At 73.2% G+C, this 14,762-nt stretch carries 16 protein-coding genes and 1 pseudogene; 11 read left to right on the top strand and 6 right to left on the bottom strand.

The window, feature by feature from the left end; genetic code table 11:
- Window positions 1-174: 174 nt before the first annotated feature.
- The gene (locus ABZ215_RS22425; protein WP_020417745.1) at window positions 175-999 is read right to left on the bottom strand and encodes an IclR family transcriptional regulator; all 825 of its coding nucleotides are present in this window, start codon (window positions 997-999) and stop codon (window positions 175-177) included.
- A gap of 149 nt (window positions 1,000-1,148) precedes the next feature.
- Here ABZ215_RS22425 and ligD point away from each other — a divergent pair, with 149 nt between their 5' ends.
- From ligD to ABZ215_RS22410, 3 genes are read left to right on the top strand one after another with little or no spacing between them, the layout of a single operon-like run.
- Window positions 1,149-2,078, top strand: coding sequence for a non-homologous end-joining DNA ligase (gene ligD / locus ABZ215_RS22420; protein WP_354951295.1), 930 nt, complete (start codon window positions 1,149-1,151; stop codon window positions 2,076-2,078).
- Window positions 2,079-2,088: 10 nt separating this feature from the next.
- Window positions 2,089-2,445: a DUF202 domain-containing protein gene (locus ABZ215_RS22415; protein ID WP_020417747.1), complete on the top strand. Its 357-nt coding sequence runs from the start codon at window positions 2,089-2,091 to the stop codon at window positions 2,443-2,445.
- On the top strand, window positions 2,442-2,726 hold the full coding sequence (locus ABZ215_RS22410; protein ID WP_237339533.1) for a DUF202 domain-containing protein: 285 nt from the start codon (window positions 2,442-2,444) through the stop codon (window positions 2,724-2,726). Before ABZ215_RS22415 ends, ABZ215_RS22410 begins: the two co-directional genes overlap by 4 nt.
- Here the strand turns inward: ABZ215_RS22410 and ABZ215_RS22405 are convergent.
- Window positions 2,695-4,098: a PLP-dependent aminotransferase family protein gene (locus tag ABZ215_RS22405; RefSeq protein ID WP_354951293.1), complete on the bottom strand. Its 1,404-nt coding sequence runs from the start codon at window positions 4,096-4,098 to the stop codon at window positions 2,695-2,697. The genes ABZ215_RS22410 and ABZ215_RS22405 overlap by 32 nt on opposite strands.
- A gap of 80 nt (window positions 4,099-4,178) precedes the next feature.
- Between ABZ215_RS22405 and ABZ215_RS22400 the strand changes: the two genes are divergently transcribed.
- The 3 genes from ABZ215_RS22400 (at window position 4,179) to fdhA (ending at window position 7,422) form a co-directional block, all read left to right on the top strand.
- A complete protein-coding gene (locus tag ABZ215_RS22400; protein WP_354951291.1) occupies window positions 4,179-4,793 on the top strand; it encodes a disulfide bond formation protein DsbA in 615 nt (204 codons plus the stop codon).
- A gap of 160 nt (window positions 4,794-4,953) precedes the next feature.
- The gene (locus tag ABZ215_RS22395; protein WP_354951289.1) at window positions 4,954-6,162 is read left to right on the top strand and encodes an MFS transporter; all 1,209 of its coding nucleotides are present in this window, start codon (window positions 4,954-4,956) and stop codon (window positions 6,160-6,162) included.
- Between the two features lie 39 nt (window positions 6,163-6,201).
- On the top strand, window positions 6,202-7,422 hold the full coding sequence (gene fdhA, locus ABZ215_RS22390; RefSeq protein WP_354710409.1) for a formaldehyde dehydrogenase, glutathione-independent: 1,221 nt from the start codon (window positions 6,202-6,204) through the stop codon (window positions 7,420-7,422).
- A 42-nt stretch (window positions 7,423-7,464) separates the two neighbouring features.
- On the opposite strand, the gene ABZ215_RS22385 is transcribed toward fdhA, so the two are convergent.
- Window positions 7,465-8,079: a TetR/AcrR family transcriptional regulator C-terminal domain-containing protein gene (locus ABZ215_RS22385; protein ID WP_354951287.1), complete on the bottom strand. Its 615-nt coding sequence runs from the start codon at window positions 8,077-8,079 to the stop codon at window positions 7,465-7,467.
- Window positions 8,080-8,145: 66 nt separating this feature from the next.
- Here ABZ215_RS22385 and ABZ215_RS22380 point away from each other — a divergent pair, with 66 nt between their 5' ends.
- Window positions 8,146-9,528: a DHA2 family efflux MFS transporter permease subunit gene (locus ABZ215_RS22380; protein ID WP_354951285.1), complete on the top strand. Its 1,383-nt coding sequence runs from the start codon at window positions 8,146-8,148 to the stop codon at window positions 9,526-9,528.
- Complete coding sequence (locus ABZ215_RS22375) at window positions 9,525-10,334, top strand: SDR family NAD(P)-dependent oxidoreductase (RefSeq protein WP_354951283.1); 810 nt, start codon at window positions 9,525-9,527, stop codon at window positions 10,332-10,334. The genes ABZ215_RS22380 and ABZ215_RS22375 overlap by 4 nt, the downstream gene beginning before the upstream one ends.
- Here the strand turns inward: ABZ215_RS22375 and ABZ215_RS22370 are convergent.
- Together ABZ215_RS22370 and ABZ215_RS22365 are read right to left on the bottom strand one after the other, a co-directional pair.
- Window positions 10,294-10,971: a phenylalanine--tRNA ligase beta subunit-related protein gene (locus ABZ215_RS22370; protein ID WP_354951281.1), complete on the bottom strand. Its 678-nt coding sequence runs from the start codon at window positions 10,969-10,971 to the stop codon at window positions 10,294-10,296. The two genes, ABZ215_RS22375 and ABZ215_RS22370, sit on opposite strands and share 41 nt — an antisense overlap.
- On the bottom strand, window positions 10,968-11,567 hold the full coding sequence (locus ABZ215_RS22365) for a LysE family translocator (RefSeq protein WP_020417758.1): 600 nt from the start codon (window positions 11,565-11,567) through the stop codon (window positions 10,968-10,970). Before ABZ215_RS22365 ends, ABZ215_RS22370 begins: the two co-directional genes overlap by 4 nt.
- A 28-nt stretch (window positions 11,568-11,595) precedes the next feature.
- Between ABZ215_RS22365 and ABZ215_RS22360 the strand changes: the two genes are divergently transcribed.
- The 3 genes from ABZ215_RS22360 to ABZ215_RS22350 are packed head-to-tail and all read left to right on the top strand — an operon-like array spanning window position 11,596 to window position 14,218.
- Entirely contained in the window at window positions 11,596-13,056 is a 1,461-nt protein-coding gene (locus ABZ215_RS22360) for a PLP-dependent aminotransferase family protein (protein ID WP_354951278.1), read from the top strand.
- Window positions 13,053-13,175, top strand: coding sequence for a hypothetical protein (locus tag ABZ215_RS22355; RefSeq protein WP_272883812.1), 123 nt, complete (start codon window positions 13,053-13,055; stop codon window positions 13,173-13,175). The genes ABZ215_RS22360 and ABZ215_RS22355 overlap by 4 nt, the downstream gene beginning before the upstream one ends.
- Entirely contained in the window at window positions 13,172-14,218 is a 1,047-nt protein-coding gene (locus ABZ215_RS22350; RefSeq protein WP_354951276.1) for a C45 family peptidase, read from the top strand. Before ABZ215_RS22355 ends, ABZ215_RS22350 begins: the two co-directional genes overlap by 4 nt.
- A gap of 71 nt (window positions 14,219-14,289) precedes the next feature.
- Here the strand turns inward: ABZ215_RS22350 and ABZ215_RS22345 are convergent.
- Window positions 14,290-14,697 (bottom strand): annotated as a pseudogene (locus tag ABZ215_RS22345) (substrate-binding domain-containing protein); the annotation flags it as partial.
- Window positions 14,698-14,762: the final 65 nt, after the last annotated feature.

Raw genomic sequence — 14,762 nt, 5'->3', positions numbered from 1 at the left:
GTGGTCATCCCGTCGCCTTCCGGTTTGGGCATATCACCTTGAGCCAGGGCCGCAAGGTTGGCATGTTCGGCTGCCGGTTGGCGGCCTGGGTTGCGGCCCTGGCTCAAGGTGATCGTTGCGTGTCAGGCGACGGGATGACCACCCAGCTCGGGTTGGGGTTCAGAGACTTTTGCGCTACGCGCTGCCTGCTTCGCTGTCGCGAAGCCAGGTCCAGTTGTCCCGGATTTCTTCCGATGCTGCGCGGATCAGGGCCCGATAACGGTCGATCGCCTCTGGCGTGAAGCGGTATTGCGGGCCGCAAATGCTGATCGAGCCGTGGACCTCGCCGTCGGGGCCGAACAGGGGGGCGGCGACCGAACCGGCTCCGGCTTGGCGTTCGCCGAGGGAGACCGCCACGCCTTCCCTCGCGGTTTCGGCCAGTGCGGTGCGCAGGGTGTCGACGTCGGTGATCGTCTTGTCCGTCAGCGGTTCCAGCGTTCGCCGCAGCACCGACTCCTGGCGGTCCTCAGGCAGGAAGGCCAGGATGACCTTGCCGGACGAGCCCGCGTGCAGGGGGAAGCGACGGCCGATCTCCACCGTCATCTTGATCTCGCGCGGGCTCTCGAACTGGTCCAGGTACACCCGCTCGTCGCCGACCAGGCCGGACAGCGTGGTGGTCTCGCCGGTTTCGTCCCGCAGCCGGCGCAGTATGGGCGTCGCGACCGTGCGGGCGTCGAACCGGCGCAGGGCGCTCGCGCCGAGCGCTGCCGCGGCCTGGCCCAGCCGGTAGCCGTTCACGCCAGGATCGGTCGCCAGCAGCTCCCGCGACACGAGCGACTGCAGGATCCGGAAGACGACGGCCTTCGACAGTCCCAGCTCGCGGCTGATCGCGCTCACCCCCAGGTAACGGGGACCGCCGGCGAAGAGCAGGAGCACGTCGGCGACCCGGGCCGCGGCCTCGGTGCCGGTGTTGTCGTTGGCCGGTGCGAGCTTGCGTCCGGCGGTACTCTTGGTGGTCAAAGCCGATGGTCCTCGGGGTAGCGTTCCGGTGAGAGGAACGGTATCGGTGCAGCTACTCCCATACTGTACCGGTTCCGAGCAAGATCTGTTCCGGCCAGCGAGACAATGCGCGGGATGCACGGCGCGCGACGCTGGGGCAGGCTGGGGGCATGGCCGAGGACAGGGTGACGGTGCAGGTCGACGGGCGCCGGCTGTCGTTGTCCAACCTGGACAAGGTGCTCTACCCCGAAGCCGGGTTCACCAAGGGCCAGGTGATCGACTACTACGCCCGCATCGCCCCGGTGATCCTGCCGCACCTGCGCGACCGGGCGCTCACCTTCCGACGCTGGCCGGGCGGGGTGCAGTCGAACCCGTTCTACGAGAAGGACGCCGGACGGCACGCCCCCGACTGGGTGAAGACCGCGAAGATCGCAAGCGGCGGGCGCGGGCAGAGCTCGGACGTGAACGCGTATCCGCTGGTCAACGACGTGCCGACGTTGATATGGGCGGCCAACCTCGCCGCGCTGGAACTGCACGTGCCGCAGTGGACCGTCGGCCCGCGTGGCGCCCGCCGCAACCCCGACCTGCTGGTGTTCGACCTCGACCCGGGCGAGCCTGCGACGATCGTCGAGTGCTGCCGCGTCGCCGAGCGGCTGCGCGACCTGCTGGCGGCGGACGGGCTCCGGCTCTACCCGAAGACCAGCGGCTCGAAGGGCATGCAGCTGTACGCGGCGGTGAAGACCGCGACACCGGAGGACACCTCGGCCTACGCGAAGGCCGCCGCGAAGAAGCTCGCCGCCGAGACGCCGGGGGAGGTCACCGCGGCCATGACGAAGGGCCTGCGGCCCGGCAAGGTGTTCATCGACTGGAGCCAGAACAACCCGCACAAGACGACCGTCGCGCCGTACTCGCTGCGCGGCCGCCCGGAACCGACCGTGTCCACACCGGTCACCTGGGACGAGGTCGAGTCGTGCCGCCGCCCCGCGCAGTTGAAGTTCCTCAGCGACGACGTCCTCGACCGCGTCGAGGAAATCGGCGACCTGTTCGAGGACCTGCACGACGACCCAGTCAAACTGCCCAGGGCCCGCGCCGGACAGTAACGTCACCCGCATGAGCCCACGCTGGTACGAAGAGGGGGAGGAGCCCGACTACCGCTTCACCCTCGCCAACGAGCGCACCTTCCTGGCGTGGCTGCGGACCGCGCTCGCGCTCATCGCCGGCGCTGTGGCGCTCATGCAGTTCGTCCCGCAGTTCTCGATCGCCGGGTTGCGTGGCGTCCTCGCCGCGCTGCTCGCCGTCACCGGCACCCTGCTCGCGGCGTTCGCCTACCGGCGCTGGGCCCGGGTGCAGCGCGCGATGCGCAACAAGCGGCCGCTGCCGATGACGTGGCTGCCGGTCGTCGTCGGGTGGGCGGCCGCGCTCGCCGGGACGGTCGTCCTCGTGGTCGCGCTGGCCACGATCCGATGAGGGACCCCGGACTCCAGCCCGAGCGGACCGCGCTGGCCTGGCAGCGCACCGCCCTCGCCGCCGCCGTCGCGGCCGTTCTCCTGCTGCGCAGCGGCCTGGTCCGCGGCGCCCCGCTGGAGATCGCCGCCGCGGGGTGCGCGGCCGCGGTCGTGGTGCTGTGGTTCATCGCCGTGCGGCGCCCGCCGACGACCGGCAGCGCGCGGCACGTTCTCGGCGCGGCGACCATCGCGGTCGTTCTGGCCGGTCTCCTCACCGCGGTCCAGGTCGTCCTGCTGCCCTGAACGCGTCGCGCAACAGGCGGAGACCGGCCACGATCCCGTCCGGCGACACGGCCCCGTAGCCGAGCGCGAGCCCCTGCTCGGGCGGCGAATCGGCGTAGTAGGTGTGCAGCCGGTCGAACGCGACACCCGGGGCGTGCAGGGCCGACGTGTCGACCACCGACCTGGCGCACACGTGCAGGCCCGCGGCCGAGGGCACGAGCCGGAGCCAGTCGCCGAATTCCCGCTCCAGCGTGCGCACGATCAGCTCGTGCCGGGCCGCGTACTCGCGAGTGGCCTTCCGGACGTGCCGGGTCAGCAGGCCCTCGTCCAGGAACCGGGCGAGCGCGGCCTGCGTGGTGAGGTCACCGTGCCAGTCGGTGAGCTGTTTGGCCTTGAGCAGCGCGGGCCGCAGCGCGGCGGGGGCGATCAGGAAACCCAGCCGCAGCATCGGCAGCAGCGTCTTGGAGAACGACCCCACGTAGATGACCCGCCCGGCGCGGTCGAGGCTCTGCAACGGGTCGAGTGGCCGCCCGGCGAAGCGGAACTCGCTGTCGTAGTCGTCCTCGACGATCACCGCGTCCCGCCGCCCGGCCCACTCGAGCAGGGCGGCCCGGCGCGCCGGCGACATCGGTGTGCCCAGCGGGAACTGGTGCGACGGCGTCACGTACACCAGCCGGGCGGCGTTCGGGATCCGGTCCACGACGATCCCCTCGCCGTCCACCGGCACTCCGGTGACCCGCGCGCCGAGCGATGCGAGCAGCCGCCGCGCCGGGGGATAGCCGGGTTCCTCGACCGCGACGCACGCGCCCGGTTCGACCAGCACCCGGCCGACGAGGTCGAGCGCCTGCTGCGCGCCCTGCGTGACCAGCACGTCCTCGGCCGCCGCCCGCACCGACCGCGCGATGCCGAGGTGACGCGCGATCGCCGCTCGCAGTCCACTGTGGCCGGACGGATCACCGTAGCCGGCCGGGATCTCGTGACCTCGCAGGCTCTGCGAGACCAGGCGCCGCCAGGTCTGCAGCGGGAACAGGCTCGCATCCGGGACGCCGACGCGGAAGTCGTAGCGCACCGGCGGCGCCTCGACGGGGTCCGGCAGCGTGTCCCAGAACGGCCGCGCGGCGAGCACGCCCCGGGGCGCCCGGCGGGGCTGCCGCGGTGCGGTGCCCGCGACGAACGTCCCGGCCCCGACGCGGCCGGTCAGTAGACCCTCGGCGGTGAGCCGGTCGTAGGCGGCGGCGACCGTGTTGCGGGAGACGGCGAGGGTCCGCGCGAGCTCCCGCGACGGCGGCAGTCGCTCGCCTGGCCGGAGGCGTCCGTCGGCGATCGCGTCGCGGACCTGGCGGTAGATCTGCGCGACGAGGTCACCGCCGGTCAGGCTGATGTGCAGGTCCACCACGGCTCCGAAAATGGCCCAAACAAGCAGATAGGAATTGGAGCTTACCTCGGGCCAATCGGCTGTCTAGCGTTTCCGCCATGACGACAGCCGACCTCTGGTTCGACCCGAAGTGCCCGTGGGCCTGGATCGCCTCGCGCTGGCTGCTGGAGGTGGAGCGGGTGCGGGACGTGCGGGTCCGGTTCCACGTGCTGAGCCTGTCGCTGCTCAACGAGGGGCGTGCGGTCGAGCCGTGGTACCGGGAGTGGCTGGACAGCGCCTGGGGCCCGGCGCGGGTCGCGATCGCCGCGGAGCGCAGGTGCGGCAACGAGGTGCTGCGTGACCTCTACACCGCGCTGGGCAGGCGGATCCACCTCGACCGCGCGCCGCTCGGGCCCGACCTGTACCGCGAGGCGCTGGCCTCGTGCGGCCTGCCGGTGGACCTCGCGGAGGCCGCCGCCACCACCGAGCACGACGAGGCGCTCCGCGCGAGCACGGCGGCGGGGCTCGGGCCGGTGGGGGAGGACCTGGGCACGCCGGCGATCCACGTGACCGGCCCCGACGGCGAGGTCAACGCCTTCTTCGGCCCGGTGGTCACGCCGGTCCCCCGCGGTGCCGCGGCGGGCCGGCTGTGGGACGGCGTTGTGCTGGTCGCGGGCACCGACGGTTTCTTCGAACTGAAGCGGGCCCGCACACGGCGCCCGGTGACGTCATGACCGCCGCGGGGCTGCTCGTTGTGGCGCAGCAGGCCAATTCGTTGCGCGGCGGCGCGTATTACGTCGCGTCCGCCCTTGGGCTGCCGCTCGGCTGGGCGGCCGTCGCAGGAGTGGGTGTGGGCCACCGCGCCGACGGGTACGGGCCGCACCGGGGCGTGTCATGACCGCCGCGCGGCTGCTCGCCACGGCGCAGCTGGTCAACTCGCTCGGCGACGGCGCCTACTACGTCACCTCCGCCCTGTACTTCACGCTGGTCATCGGTCTGCCGCCGGCCCAGGTGGGGCTCGGGCTGACGCTCGGCTGGGCGGCAGGCGCGATCGCCGGGGTGGGGGCCGGTCACCTCGCCGACCGGTACGGGCCGCGGCGGGTCGCGGTGCTGCTCGCGCTCGGCACGGCCGTCGCGCTCGGCGGGTTCGTCTTCGCCACCTCGTTCCCCGCCTTCCTCGCACTCGCGGGCGCCTACGCCTGTGGCCAGAGCGGGCTCGCCGCCGCACGGCAGGCGCTGCTCGCCGGTCTGGTCGAGCCCGCCGGCCGCACCCGGGTGCGCGCCCACCTGCAGGCGGCCACGAACGCGGGGCTCGCGATCGGCGCCGCGGCCGGGGGCGTCGCGCTGCAGGCCGGCACCGCGCTCGCCTACCAGGTGGTGTTCGCCGCCGACGCCGCCGGGTTCGTGGTCGCGGCGGTGATCCTGTCGCGCGTGCCGGAAGTCGCCGTGGTCCGCGACAGCCCGCGACGGGCGGTGCTGCGCGACCGGCCGTACGCGGTACTGGCCCTCCTGCACACGATCATGATGCTGAACATGCCGCTGCTCAGCCTGGTCATTCCACTGTGGATGGTCGAGCGAACGGACGCGCCTGCCTGGCTGGTGTCGGTCCTGCTGCTGGTCAACACGGTGAGCGTGGTGCTGTTCCAGGTCCGGGTCGCGCGCCGGGTGTCGGGGCTGCGCACCGCCGCCCGTGCCGCGCGCGGCGCCGGGATCCTGATGCTGCTCGCCTGCGCGGTGTACGCGTCGTCGGCGGGCGTCTGGGTGGTGCTGCTCGTCGCGGCCGTCATCCAGGTGGCGGGGGAGATGCTGCTCGCCGCGGGCGCCTGGGAGATCAGCTTCACGCTCGCGCCCGACGGGAAACAGGGCCAGTACCAGGGGTTCTTCGCCTCCGGCGTGGCGATCGCCCGGATGGCGGGGCCGGTGCTGCTGACGACGTTGGTCCTCGGCGGTGGTGTGGTGGGGTGGCTGGTCCTCGGCGCGCTGTTCCTGCTGACCGGTCTCGGGTTCGCGCCCGTGACGCGGTGGGCCGCTCGCGAGCGCTTCCCGGAATGGTCTTCCGGCCCTAGGCCCGGCGCCGCGCACGTTCCTAGCATCGGGTCCTGACCGTTCAACGGCGAACGAGGAATCGAGGCGGCAGAACTCATGGCGGGCAACAAAGCGGTCACCTATCTGGGACCCGGCAAGGTCGAGGTCGACACCATCGACTACCCGACCTTCTCGATGAAGGACGGCCCCGGCGTGCACCAGGCCAACGTGGGGCGGGAAACCCAGCACGGTGTCATTCTCAAGAACGTCGCGACCAACATCTGCGGCAGCGACCAGCACATGGTGCGTGGCCGCACGACCGCGCCGGAAGGGCTGGTGCTGGGCCACGAGATCACCGGCGAGGTGGTCGAGACGGGCCGGGACGTCGAGTTCATCAAGGAGGGCGACCTGGTCTCGGTGCCGTTCAACATCGCCTGCGGACGGTGCCGCAACTGCAAGGAGGGCAAGACCGGGATCTGCCTCAACGTCAACCCGGACCGGCCCGGGTCGGCCTACGGTTACGTCGACATGGGCGGCTGGGTCGGCGGGCAGGCCGAGTACGTGATGGTGCCGTACGCGGACTGGAACCTGCTGAAGTTCCCGGACCGCGACCAGGCCATGGAGAAGATCCTCGACCTGGCCATGCTGTCGGACATCTTCCCGACCGGTTTCCACGGCTGCGTCAGCGCGGGCGTCGGCGTCGGGTCGACCGTGTACATCGCGGGCGCCGGACCGGTCGGGCTGGCCGCGGCGGCGTCGGCGCAGCTGCTCGGCGCTGCGGTGGTGATCGTCGGCGACCTCAACGCCGACCGGCTGGAGCAGGCCCGCAGCTTCGGCTGCGAGACGGTGGACGTGTCGAAGGGCGACCCGAAGGACCAGATCGCCGAGATCCTCGGCGTGCCCGAGGTCGACTGCGGTGTCGACGCCGTCGGGTTCGAGGCGCGCGGGCACGGCAAGGAAGCGTCCGACGAGCACCCGGCGACGGTGCTGAACTCGCTGATGGACATCACCGCGGCGGGCGGCGCGCTGGGCATCCCGGGCCTGTACGTGACCGGCGACCCGGGCGCGGCCGACGAGGCCGCGCGGCACGGCTCCCTGTCCATCCGGATCGGCCTGGGCTGGGCGAAGTCGCACGCGTTCACCACCGGACAGTGCCCGGTGATGCGCTACCACCGGCGCCTGATGATGGCGATCCTGCACGACCGGGTCCAGATCGCGAAGGCGGTCAACGCGACGCCGATCCCCCTGGCCGAGGCCCCGCGGGGCTACCAGGAATTCGACCACGGCGCGGCGCGCAAGTACGTGCTCGACCCGCACGGGTTGCTGGCCAACGCCTGAGGGGGTGCCGTGCCGGGGGCGCGCTGCTCCCGGCACGGCCGGTCAGCCGTAGGCGCGCAGGAAGGTGTCGACAGCCGCGGCGGCGACGGCGTTCCGTTCGGCCGCCGGGAGCGCCCGCGTGCCCAGCCGGGTCCGCGACTCCAGGGGCGCGGTGAGCAGCGCCCCGAACTGCTCCGCCGCCCGCGCCGGGTCCGTGATCTTCAGCCGGCCCTCCAGGGCGAGGCGGGCCAGGCGGTCGGCGAGCGCGTCGGTCACGACGTTGGTTCCGGCGCGCGTCTGGACGGTGTCCAGCAGTTCCGGGAAACGTGCCAGTTCGGCCTGCAGGAGCCGCCGGAACGCCCACGACCGGTCGTCGGTGTAGCAGTCGATCAGGCGGCGGCCCACCTGCTCCAGCGCGGCCCGCAGGTCCTCGCCCGCGTCGCGGAGCCGGTCCACCGCCGCCAGGTTGTCCGCGATCGCCTTGGCCGCCTCCGCCGTCATCGACTCGCGGAACAGGTTCGCCTTCTCGCTGAAGTGGTTGTAGACCGTCGGCTTCGCCACGCCGGCCTCGGCCGCGACCTCGGCGACGCACGCCTGCGCGTAGCCCTGCCGCGCGAACACCGTGAACGCCGCGTCCAGGATCGCCTGCCGTTTGTCGATGCGTCCACGCGTGGCCATACCCGCATGCTACTCGAATTGAACCCGTGGGTTCACTTGTTCTGACGAGTAAGCTAACTTGAACCCATGAGTTCAATCAGCGCGGACGAACGCCTCGACCAGGCGCTCGTCCGGATGATCACCGCGGTCCTGCTCGGCGGGATCCTGGGCATCCTCAACAGCACGATGGTCGCCACCGGCACGGATGTCCTCGCCGCCGACTTCGGCGCCTCGCTGAGCACGATCGGCTGGGCCACCACCGGTTTCCTGCTCGCCGTCACCGTCGCCATCCCGTTCACGACCTGGGCCGTGGACCGCTTCGGCGGACGCCGGATGTGGCTGTCCGGGCTGGCCGTGTTCCTGGCCGGCTCGCTGGCCGCCGGGTGCGCGTGGGACGTCGGCAGCCTCATCACCGCGCGGGTCGTGCAGGGTCTCGGCGCCGGCATCCTCGACCCGCTGGTCCTGACGCTGCTCGCGCGCGCCGCCGGACCCGCTCGCGCCGGGCGCGTGATGGGCCTGATGGGCGTGGTGCTCTCGCTCGGGCCGGTGCTCGGCCCGGTCGCCGGAGGCGCGGTGCTGGACGTGCTCCCCTGGCGGTGGATGTTCCTGCTCAACGTGCCGCTCGGGCTGGTCGCCGTGCTGCTCGCGCTGCGCTCCGTCCCGCGCGACGACGGTCCGGCAGTGGCCCCGGCGCCGCTCGACGTGCGTGGGCTCGCGCTGCTCGGCCCGGGGTTCGCTGCCCTTGTCCTGGCGCTGTCGCAGGCCGCGGAGCACACCGCGTTCGCCACCGCGTCCGTGCTCGTCCCGCTCGTCGCCGGTGTCGTCCTGCTGCTCGCGTACGGTGGGCACGCCAGGCGCGCCTCGGCGCCGCTCATCGATCTGCGCCTCTTCGCGCGGGGCGGGTTCACCGCGAGCGTCGCGGTGATGGCGCTCGTCGGGCTCGGCACGTTCGCGAACCTGTTCGTCCTCCCGCTCTACTACCAGCAGGTGCACGGCCACGACGTGCTCGCCGCCGGGCTGCTCGTCGCGCCGGTCGGCCTCGGCGGGGCGCTGTCGATGCCGCTGGCCGGGCGGCTGTCCGACCGGATCGGGGCGCGGGTGCTGGTGCGCGCGGGCGCGGTCGTGGCCCTGCTCGCCGGGCTGGGCTTCACCTGGATGGGCCCGGACGCGGGTCAGGCGTGGCCCGCGGTGGCCGCGTTCGTCATGGGCCTGGGGCTCGGCTTCGTCGGCGCGCCCACGATGGGCTCGCTGTACCGGACGCTGCCCGCGGAGCTGGTGCCGCAGGGCAGCTCGGCGCTGTACATCCTCAACCAGCTCGGCGCGTCGATCGGCGTGGTCGTCGTGACGCTGATCCTGGAAACCGCGGGTGACGCGATGGCCGGTTTCCACGGCGTGTACTGGTTCGCGGTCGGCGCGCTCGTCGTGGTGCTGGCGGCGAGCCCGCTGCTGCCCGGGAGGGCGGAGCGGTGAAGACGGTGGTCATCACCGGTGGCACAGACGGGATCGGCGCGGGAGTGGCGCGCGAGCTGCTGGGGCGCGGCGACCGGGTGGTCGTCGTGGGCCGGAACCCGGCGAAGGCGCCGCCGGGCGCGGAATTCGTGCCCGCCGACCTGAGCCTGGTGGCGGCGGCGCACGCGGCAGCCGACGAAATCACCGCGAAGCACCCGCGGATCGATGCGCTCGTGCTGTGCGCCCGGTTCTTCCGCGCCCGCAGGCACGTGACCCCCGAGGGCTTCGAGGACAACTTCGCGCTGTTCTACCTGAGCCGGTTCGTGCTGGCGGAGCGGCTGGCCGGTGCACTGTCCGGAGCGGACACCCCCGTGATCGCGAACGTGGCCGGGCCGGGCGCCCCGTTGGACGTCGTGAACCGGGACGACCTCCAGTTCGCCCGGCACTACGATCCGGTCGGCGCGATGGTCCAGGGCGGCAAGCTCAACGACCTCCACGGTGTCTCGTTCGCCGAGCGGCACCCGCGGATCCGCTACGTGCTGGTGCACCCGGGCGTCACGGCGACCAGCTTCGCGGGTGAGTACGACGCCGCGAGCGCCCGGCAGCTGGACCGGATGAAGCGGTTCGGCAAACCGGTGGGTGAAGCGGTGGCCCCGATCGTGCGGGTGCTCGACTCGCCGCCCGCCGAACCGTTGAGCGCGTTCGTCGAGGGCAGGCGCATCGCCGTGGACGGGCCTGCCTTCGACGTCCAGGTGGCGAGGTGGTTGCACGCCGAAACGCTGCGGCTCAGCGGAGTTTCACCCGAAACTCCGGCGCGTCCGGGCTGAGCACCGTCGCCTCCGAGCCCGGCAGTTCGGCGCTCAGTGCGTCGAGCAGCCGGGGCACGTCGGCGGCCGCCGTGGTGTGCAGGGCTTCCGCGACGATCAGCACCGACCGCGTCGCCGGGGTGACGGCCGATCGCGCGCTCTGCCGGTGCGTCCACCGGCGGGCGTGCGCCCGGCCGTGCTCGTCCGCGAACACGATCTCCCCCGGGGCCGGGTGCTCGGTCGCGCCGGAGAACGCCGCGTACTCCTCGGTTCCCGTCGCGTACCGGACTTCCAGCAGACCGTCGAGCGCGTCCGCGTCGAACACGGCGACCGGGATCGCGAACGCGAGCGAAACCGCGTTGCCCAGGTCGATCATCGGGTGGATCGACGGCAGCGACCCGTCCTTGCGGAACCGGCGCAGCAACGATTCCGCCGCGCACCGGTACCGCGTCGGTTTCAGGCCCATCCGCGCGAACGCCTGCCGCCACGCCTGGATCTCCGGCAGCGCGGACTCCGGGCCGGCCGCGAGCCGCTCCGCCGCGATCCGCCAGTAGCGCGACGGATCACTGGACGGCCGCGCGCTCTCCGCGTACAGCACACCCGGGACCGTCTGCGGGAAGTCCGACCAGATCGCGTCGGAGTGCCGGAAGCGGATCATTCGGCGGCCAGCCGGACGGCGAGGGCGGCGAACGTGCCCGCGAAGACCCGGCGCATCCACGCCCGCACCCGCGGCCGGGACAGCACGCGGTCGCGCATCGCCGCGGCGGCCACTCCGTAGGCGACGAACACGACCAGCGTCAGCGCCATGAACACCGCGCTCAGCTCGGCCATCGTCAGCAGCGAGCGCGGATCACCGGGGTGCACGAACTGCGGCAGGAACGCGAAGAAGAAGATCGTGAGCTTCGGGTTGAGCACGTTGACCAGCACCGCGGACACGATCACCCGGGCGGCCGACCGCGGCGCGGGCGCCTCCGGCGGCCGGTCCGGCTCCCGCAACGCCGACCACGCCAGGTAGAGCAGGTAGGCCACCCCGGCGTACTTGATCACCTGGAACGCCACGGGGCTGGCGTGCAGCAGCGCGGCGAGGCCGGTGATCGCGGCGATCGCGTGCGGAACGGTGCCCAGCGTGCAGCCGACCGCGGCGATGACGCTCGCCCGCGTGCCGTGCGCCAGGCCGGCGCTCATGGTCAGCAGCGCACCGGTGCCGGGTGTGGCCACGACGACCAGCGCGGTGAGCAGGAATTCTACGGACATGGGACCACCATGGCGGGATACTGGTCCGGTGGACAGGTCCAAACCCGAGCCCGTCGAGCGGTCCATAACGGGATCGGACTTCCTCCAGCTCGACATCGGCGAGGCCCCGCCGGGCGGGCGGTCGGCGTGGCTGGCGGCGCGCCTGCGGGACGCGATCGCCGACGGGCGCCTGCCGGTGGGCAGCAGGCTGCCGCCGACGCGGACGCTGGCCGCCGAGCTGGGCGTGTCACGCGGGGTGGTGACCGAGGCGTACCAGCGGCTCGTCGAGGACGGGCACGTCGCCGGGCGCGGCCGGGGCGGGACCGTCGTGGTGGCGGTGCCCGTCACCGCGTCGCCCGCACCGGCTCCCGCGCCGAGCGCGGACGTCGTGTTCGAGCCGCGGCCGGACGTCTTCGACCGGTTGCGCGCCGCGCCGGCCCGCATCGACCTCACCCCCGGCGTGCCGGATCTGGCCGCGTTCCCGCGGGTGGCGTGGCTGCGCGCGGAACGGGCGGTGCTCGGCGGGCTGTCGGCGGCCGACTTCGGATACGGCGACCCGCGGGGCGCGCCGGCGTTCCGGCTGGCGGTGGCGAACTGGCTGGCCCGCAACCGCGGCATCCGCGCCGATCCCGCCGACGTGGTCGTGGTCGCCGGGGTCGCGCAGGCGCTCGGCCTGCTCGCGACGGTGTTCCGCGCGCACGGCATCGGCGAGGTCGCGGTGGAGGACCCCGGTTCGCTTGGCGCGCGGCAGCACCTCCGCAACAGTGGCCTGGCCACCCCGCCGGTGCCGGTCGACGACAAGGGCGTCCGGGTGTCCGAACTGCGGTCGCCCGCGGTGTTGTTGACGCCCGCGCACCAGTTCCCGGCGGGCGTGGTGCTCGGCGGCGAGCGGCGGCGCGAGCTCATGCGCTGGGGCGGCCTGATCGTCGAGGACGACTACGACGCCGAGCACCGGTACGACCGCCCGCCGGTGCCCGCGCTGCGCGCGATGCTGCCGGAGCGGGTCTGCTACGCGGGCAGCATCTCGAAGCTGCTCGCCCCGGCGCTGCGGATCGGCTGGCTGCTGGTGCCGCCGCGGTACCAGCGGGACCTCGTGGACGCGAAGCGGTACGCCGACCTCGGCAACGCGGTGCTGCCGCAACTGGTGCTGGCGCACCTCATGACGTCCGGCGATCTGGAGCGGCACCTGCGCTTCGTGCGCCGACGCCACCGGCGCCGCCGGGACGTGATGATCGACGCGGTCCGCCGCCACCTGCCCGGCGTCCGCGTGCACGGCGCGGCGGCCGGCCTGCACCTGATGATCACTTTCGACCGCGAGCTGTCCGATGTGGACCTGGCGACCGCGGCGCTGTCCCGCGGCGTCAAGGTGCAGCCGCTGTCCTGGCACCGCCAGCTCCCGGGCGCGCCCGGCCTCGTGCTCGGCTACGGCGCCAGGCCGCCGGGCGAAATCGAGGAGGGTGTGCGGATCATCGCGGAGCTGGTGGCCCGGCCTCGGGGAACACGACGTTGACGGTCGTCATCACCAACGCGAAGCTGGGCGACGTGACACTGAAGCAGTTAGCGACGACCGGGCTGGGCGCGCCGGCCTCCGAGCCGGCGTGGGACACGGTACTGGCGAGCACCCGATGAAGGTCGTGGTGGCCGACGACCCGCGGACGCTGGGCGCGGAGTGCGCCGGCGAGATCCGGGCGGCCTTCGACGGTTACGCGCGGCTGTTCGCCGCCCACGGCATCGGGTTCGAGCAGGTGCGGGCGTTGGGCGCGGCGGCGCTGGCGGAAACGAGCGAATGGGCGCCGTCGCTGGGGGAGGAGCTGCTCGGGGTGGCCGAGGGCAGCGGGCTCGCCGGGTGGCAGCTCGGCGCACTGAACGGGCGCACCGAGATCCTCGCCGCGGCGGCCGTGACCGGCGAGGGGGAGTGCTCCACGTCGGTGGTGCTCGCGGACGGCTCGCCGCGCACGGTGCAGACCTGGGACTGGCACGACACCCTGCGCGACGGCATGACCGTGGTGTCCTGGCCGGGCGTGTGCACGTTCACCGAGGCCGGGGTGGCCGGCAAGATCGGCGTGAACTCCGGCGGGCTCGGCGTGCACTTCAACGTGCTGCGGCACGCCTCGGACCACGCGGACATCGGGGTGCCGGTGCACGTGGTGGCGCGGCGGATCCTGGACGAGGCGTCGACCGTCGAGGAGGCCACCGAGCTGGCCCGCTCGGCGCGGTTGTCGGCGTCGTCGGTGATCACCGTCGTGACCGCCGACCGGGCGCGGTGCCTGGAACTGAGCCCGGCCGGGGTCGGCGTGGTCGACCCGGTGGACGGAGTTCTGTGGCACGCCAACCACTTCCTCGACGCGGCGCTCGCTCCCGGAGAGCGGACGACGGTCGACGTGTCGACGACGCTCGCCCGCGGCTCGTGGCTGCGGTCGCACGCCGCGGAACTCGGCGCGGCGGACCTCACCGCGCGGGCGCGTTCGCTGTGCGCGCACACCGAGGACGGCGCGGCGGTCTGCGCGCACCCGGACATGTCGCTGCCCGCGCACGAGCGGTGGGAGAGCCTGGCGACGATCTCGCTGGACGTGGTGGCGGGGCGGATGCACGTGCACACCGGCGGGCCGTGCTCGGTGACGCGGGAGAGCTGGGCGGAGTTCGCGGTCAGACCCGCTGTGTCCGTTCGATGAGGCCGATCGCCTGGGGTGCGCACGGTCCCGGGCGGCGCCTCGCCGGACAGGATGTCGAACAGCAGCCGCGCGCAGGAGTCGCCGGCGTCGCGGGGCCGCAGGTCGATCGCGGTGATCGGCGAGTCGGTGTGCGCCGGCGCGGTGCTGTCCACACAGGACGCGAGCAGCAGGTCCCTGCCGATCGTCCGGCCGGGGGCGCGGATCACCGGCAGCACCGCGGCCGCGGCGCCGTCCGGCGCCCACACCAGCGCGTCGACGTCCGCGTCGGCGTTGAGCAGCGCGCGCACGTTGTCCTGCATGACCGTGCTGGGCGATCCGAACGCCATCTCCCACAGCCGCGGCCGGCGCCGGTGCCGCTCGGACCAGTCGAGGTAGGTGCGCTGCAGGGTGCGGCCCCAGTCGGTGACCGTGCTTGAGGCGAGCAGCGCGATGTGCTGCGCACCGGCCGTGGCAAGGTGGTCGAGGAGCTGTTCGAGCACCGCCGCGTGGTCGGACAGCACGACGCCCGCCGGTTCGCCGTTCGAGCGCGCGGCCGGTTCGGGGT

Source organism: Amycolatopsis sp. NPDC006131 (genome assembly GCF_040614175.1).
GTDB lineage: Bacteria > Actinomycetota > Actinomycetes > Mycobacteriales > Pseudonocardiaceae > Amycolatopsis_E > Amycolatopsis_E tucumanensis.
The sequence above is the reverse complement of the archived record's forward strand: the minus strand, read 5'-3'. Positions and strand labels throughout refer to the sequence as shown.

Bases quoted from the DNA above. Each gene is read 5' to 3' on its own strand.
- ligD (WP_354951295.1), top strand. From the start codon at position 1,149: ATGGCCGAGGACAGGGTGACGGTGCAGGTCGACGGGCGCCGGCTGTCG.
- ABZ215_RS22415 (WP_020417747.1), top strand. From the start codon at position 2,089: ATGAGCCCACGCTGGTACGAAGAGGGGGAGGAGCCCGACTACCGCTTC.
- ABZ215_RS22410 (WP_237339533.1), top strand. From the start codon at position 2,442: ATGAGGGACCCCGGACTCCAGCCCGAGCGGACCGCGCTGGCCTGGCAG.
- ABZ215_RS22400 (WP_354951291.1), top strand. From the start codon at position 4,179: ATGACGACAGCCGACCTCTGGTTCGACCCGAAGTGCCCGTGGGCCTGG.
- ABZ215_RS22395 (WP_354951289.1), top strand. From the start codon at position 4,954: ATGACCGCCGCGCGGCTGCTCGCCACGGCGCAGCTGGTCAACTCGCTC.
- fdhA (WP_354710409.1), top strand. From the start codon at position 6,202: ATGGCGGGCAACAAAGCGGTCACCTATCTGGGACCCGGCAAGGTCGAG.
- ABZ215_RS22385 (WP_354951287.1), bottom strand. From the start codon at position 8,079: ATGGCCACGCGTGGACGCATCGACAAACGGCAGGCGATCCTGGACGCG.
- ABZ215_RS22380 (WP_354951285.1), top strand. From the start codon at position 8,146: ATGAGTTCAATCAGCGCGGACGAACGCCTCGACCAGGCGCTCGTCCGG.
- ABZ215_RS22370 (WP_354951281.1), bottom strand. From the start codon at position 10,971: ATGATCCGCTTCCGGCACTCCGACGCGATCTGGTCGGACTTCCCGCAG.
- ABZ215_RS22365 (WP_020417758.1), bottom strand. From the start codon at position 11,567: ATGTCCGTAGAATTCCTGCTCACCGCGCTGGTCGTCGTGGCCACACCC.
- ABZ215_RS22350 (WP_354951276.1), top strand. From the start codon at position 13,172: ATGAAGGTCGTGGTGGCCGACGACCCGCGGACGCTGGGCGCGGAGTGC.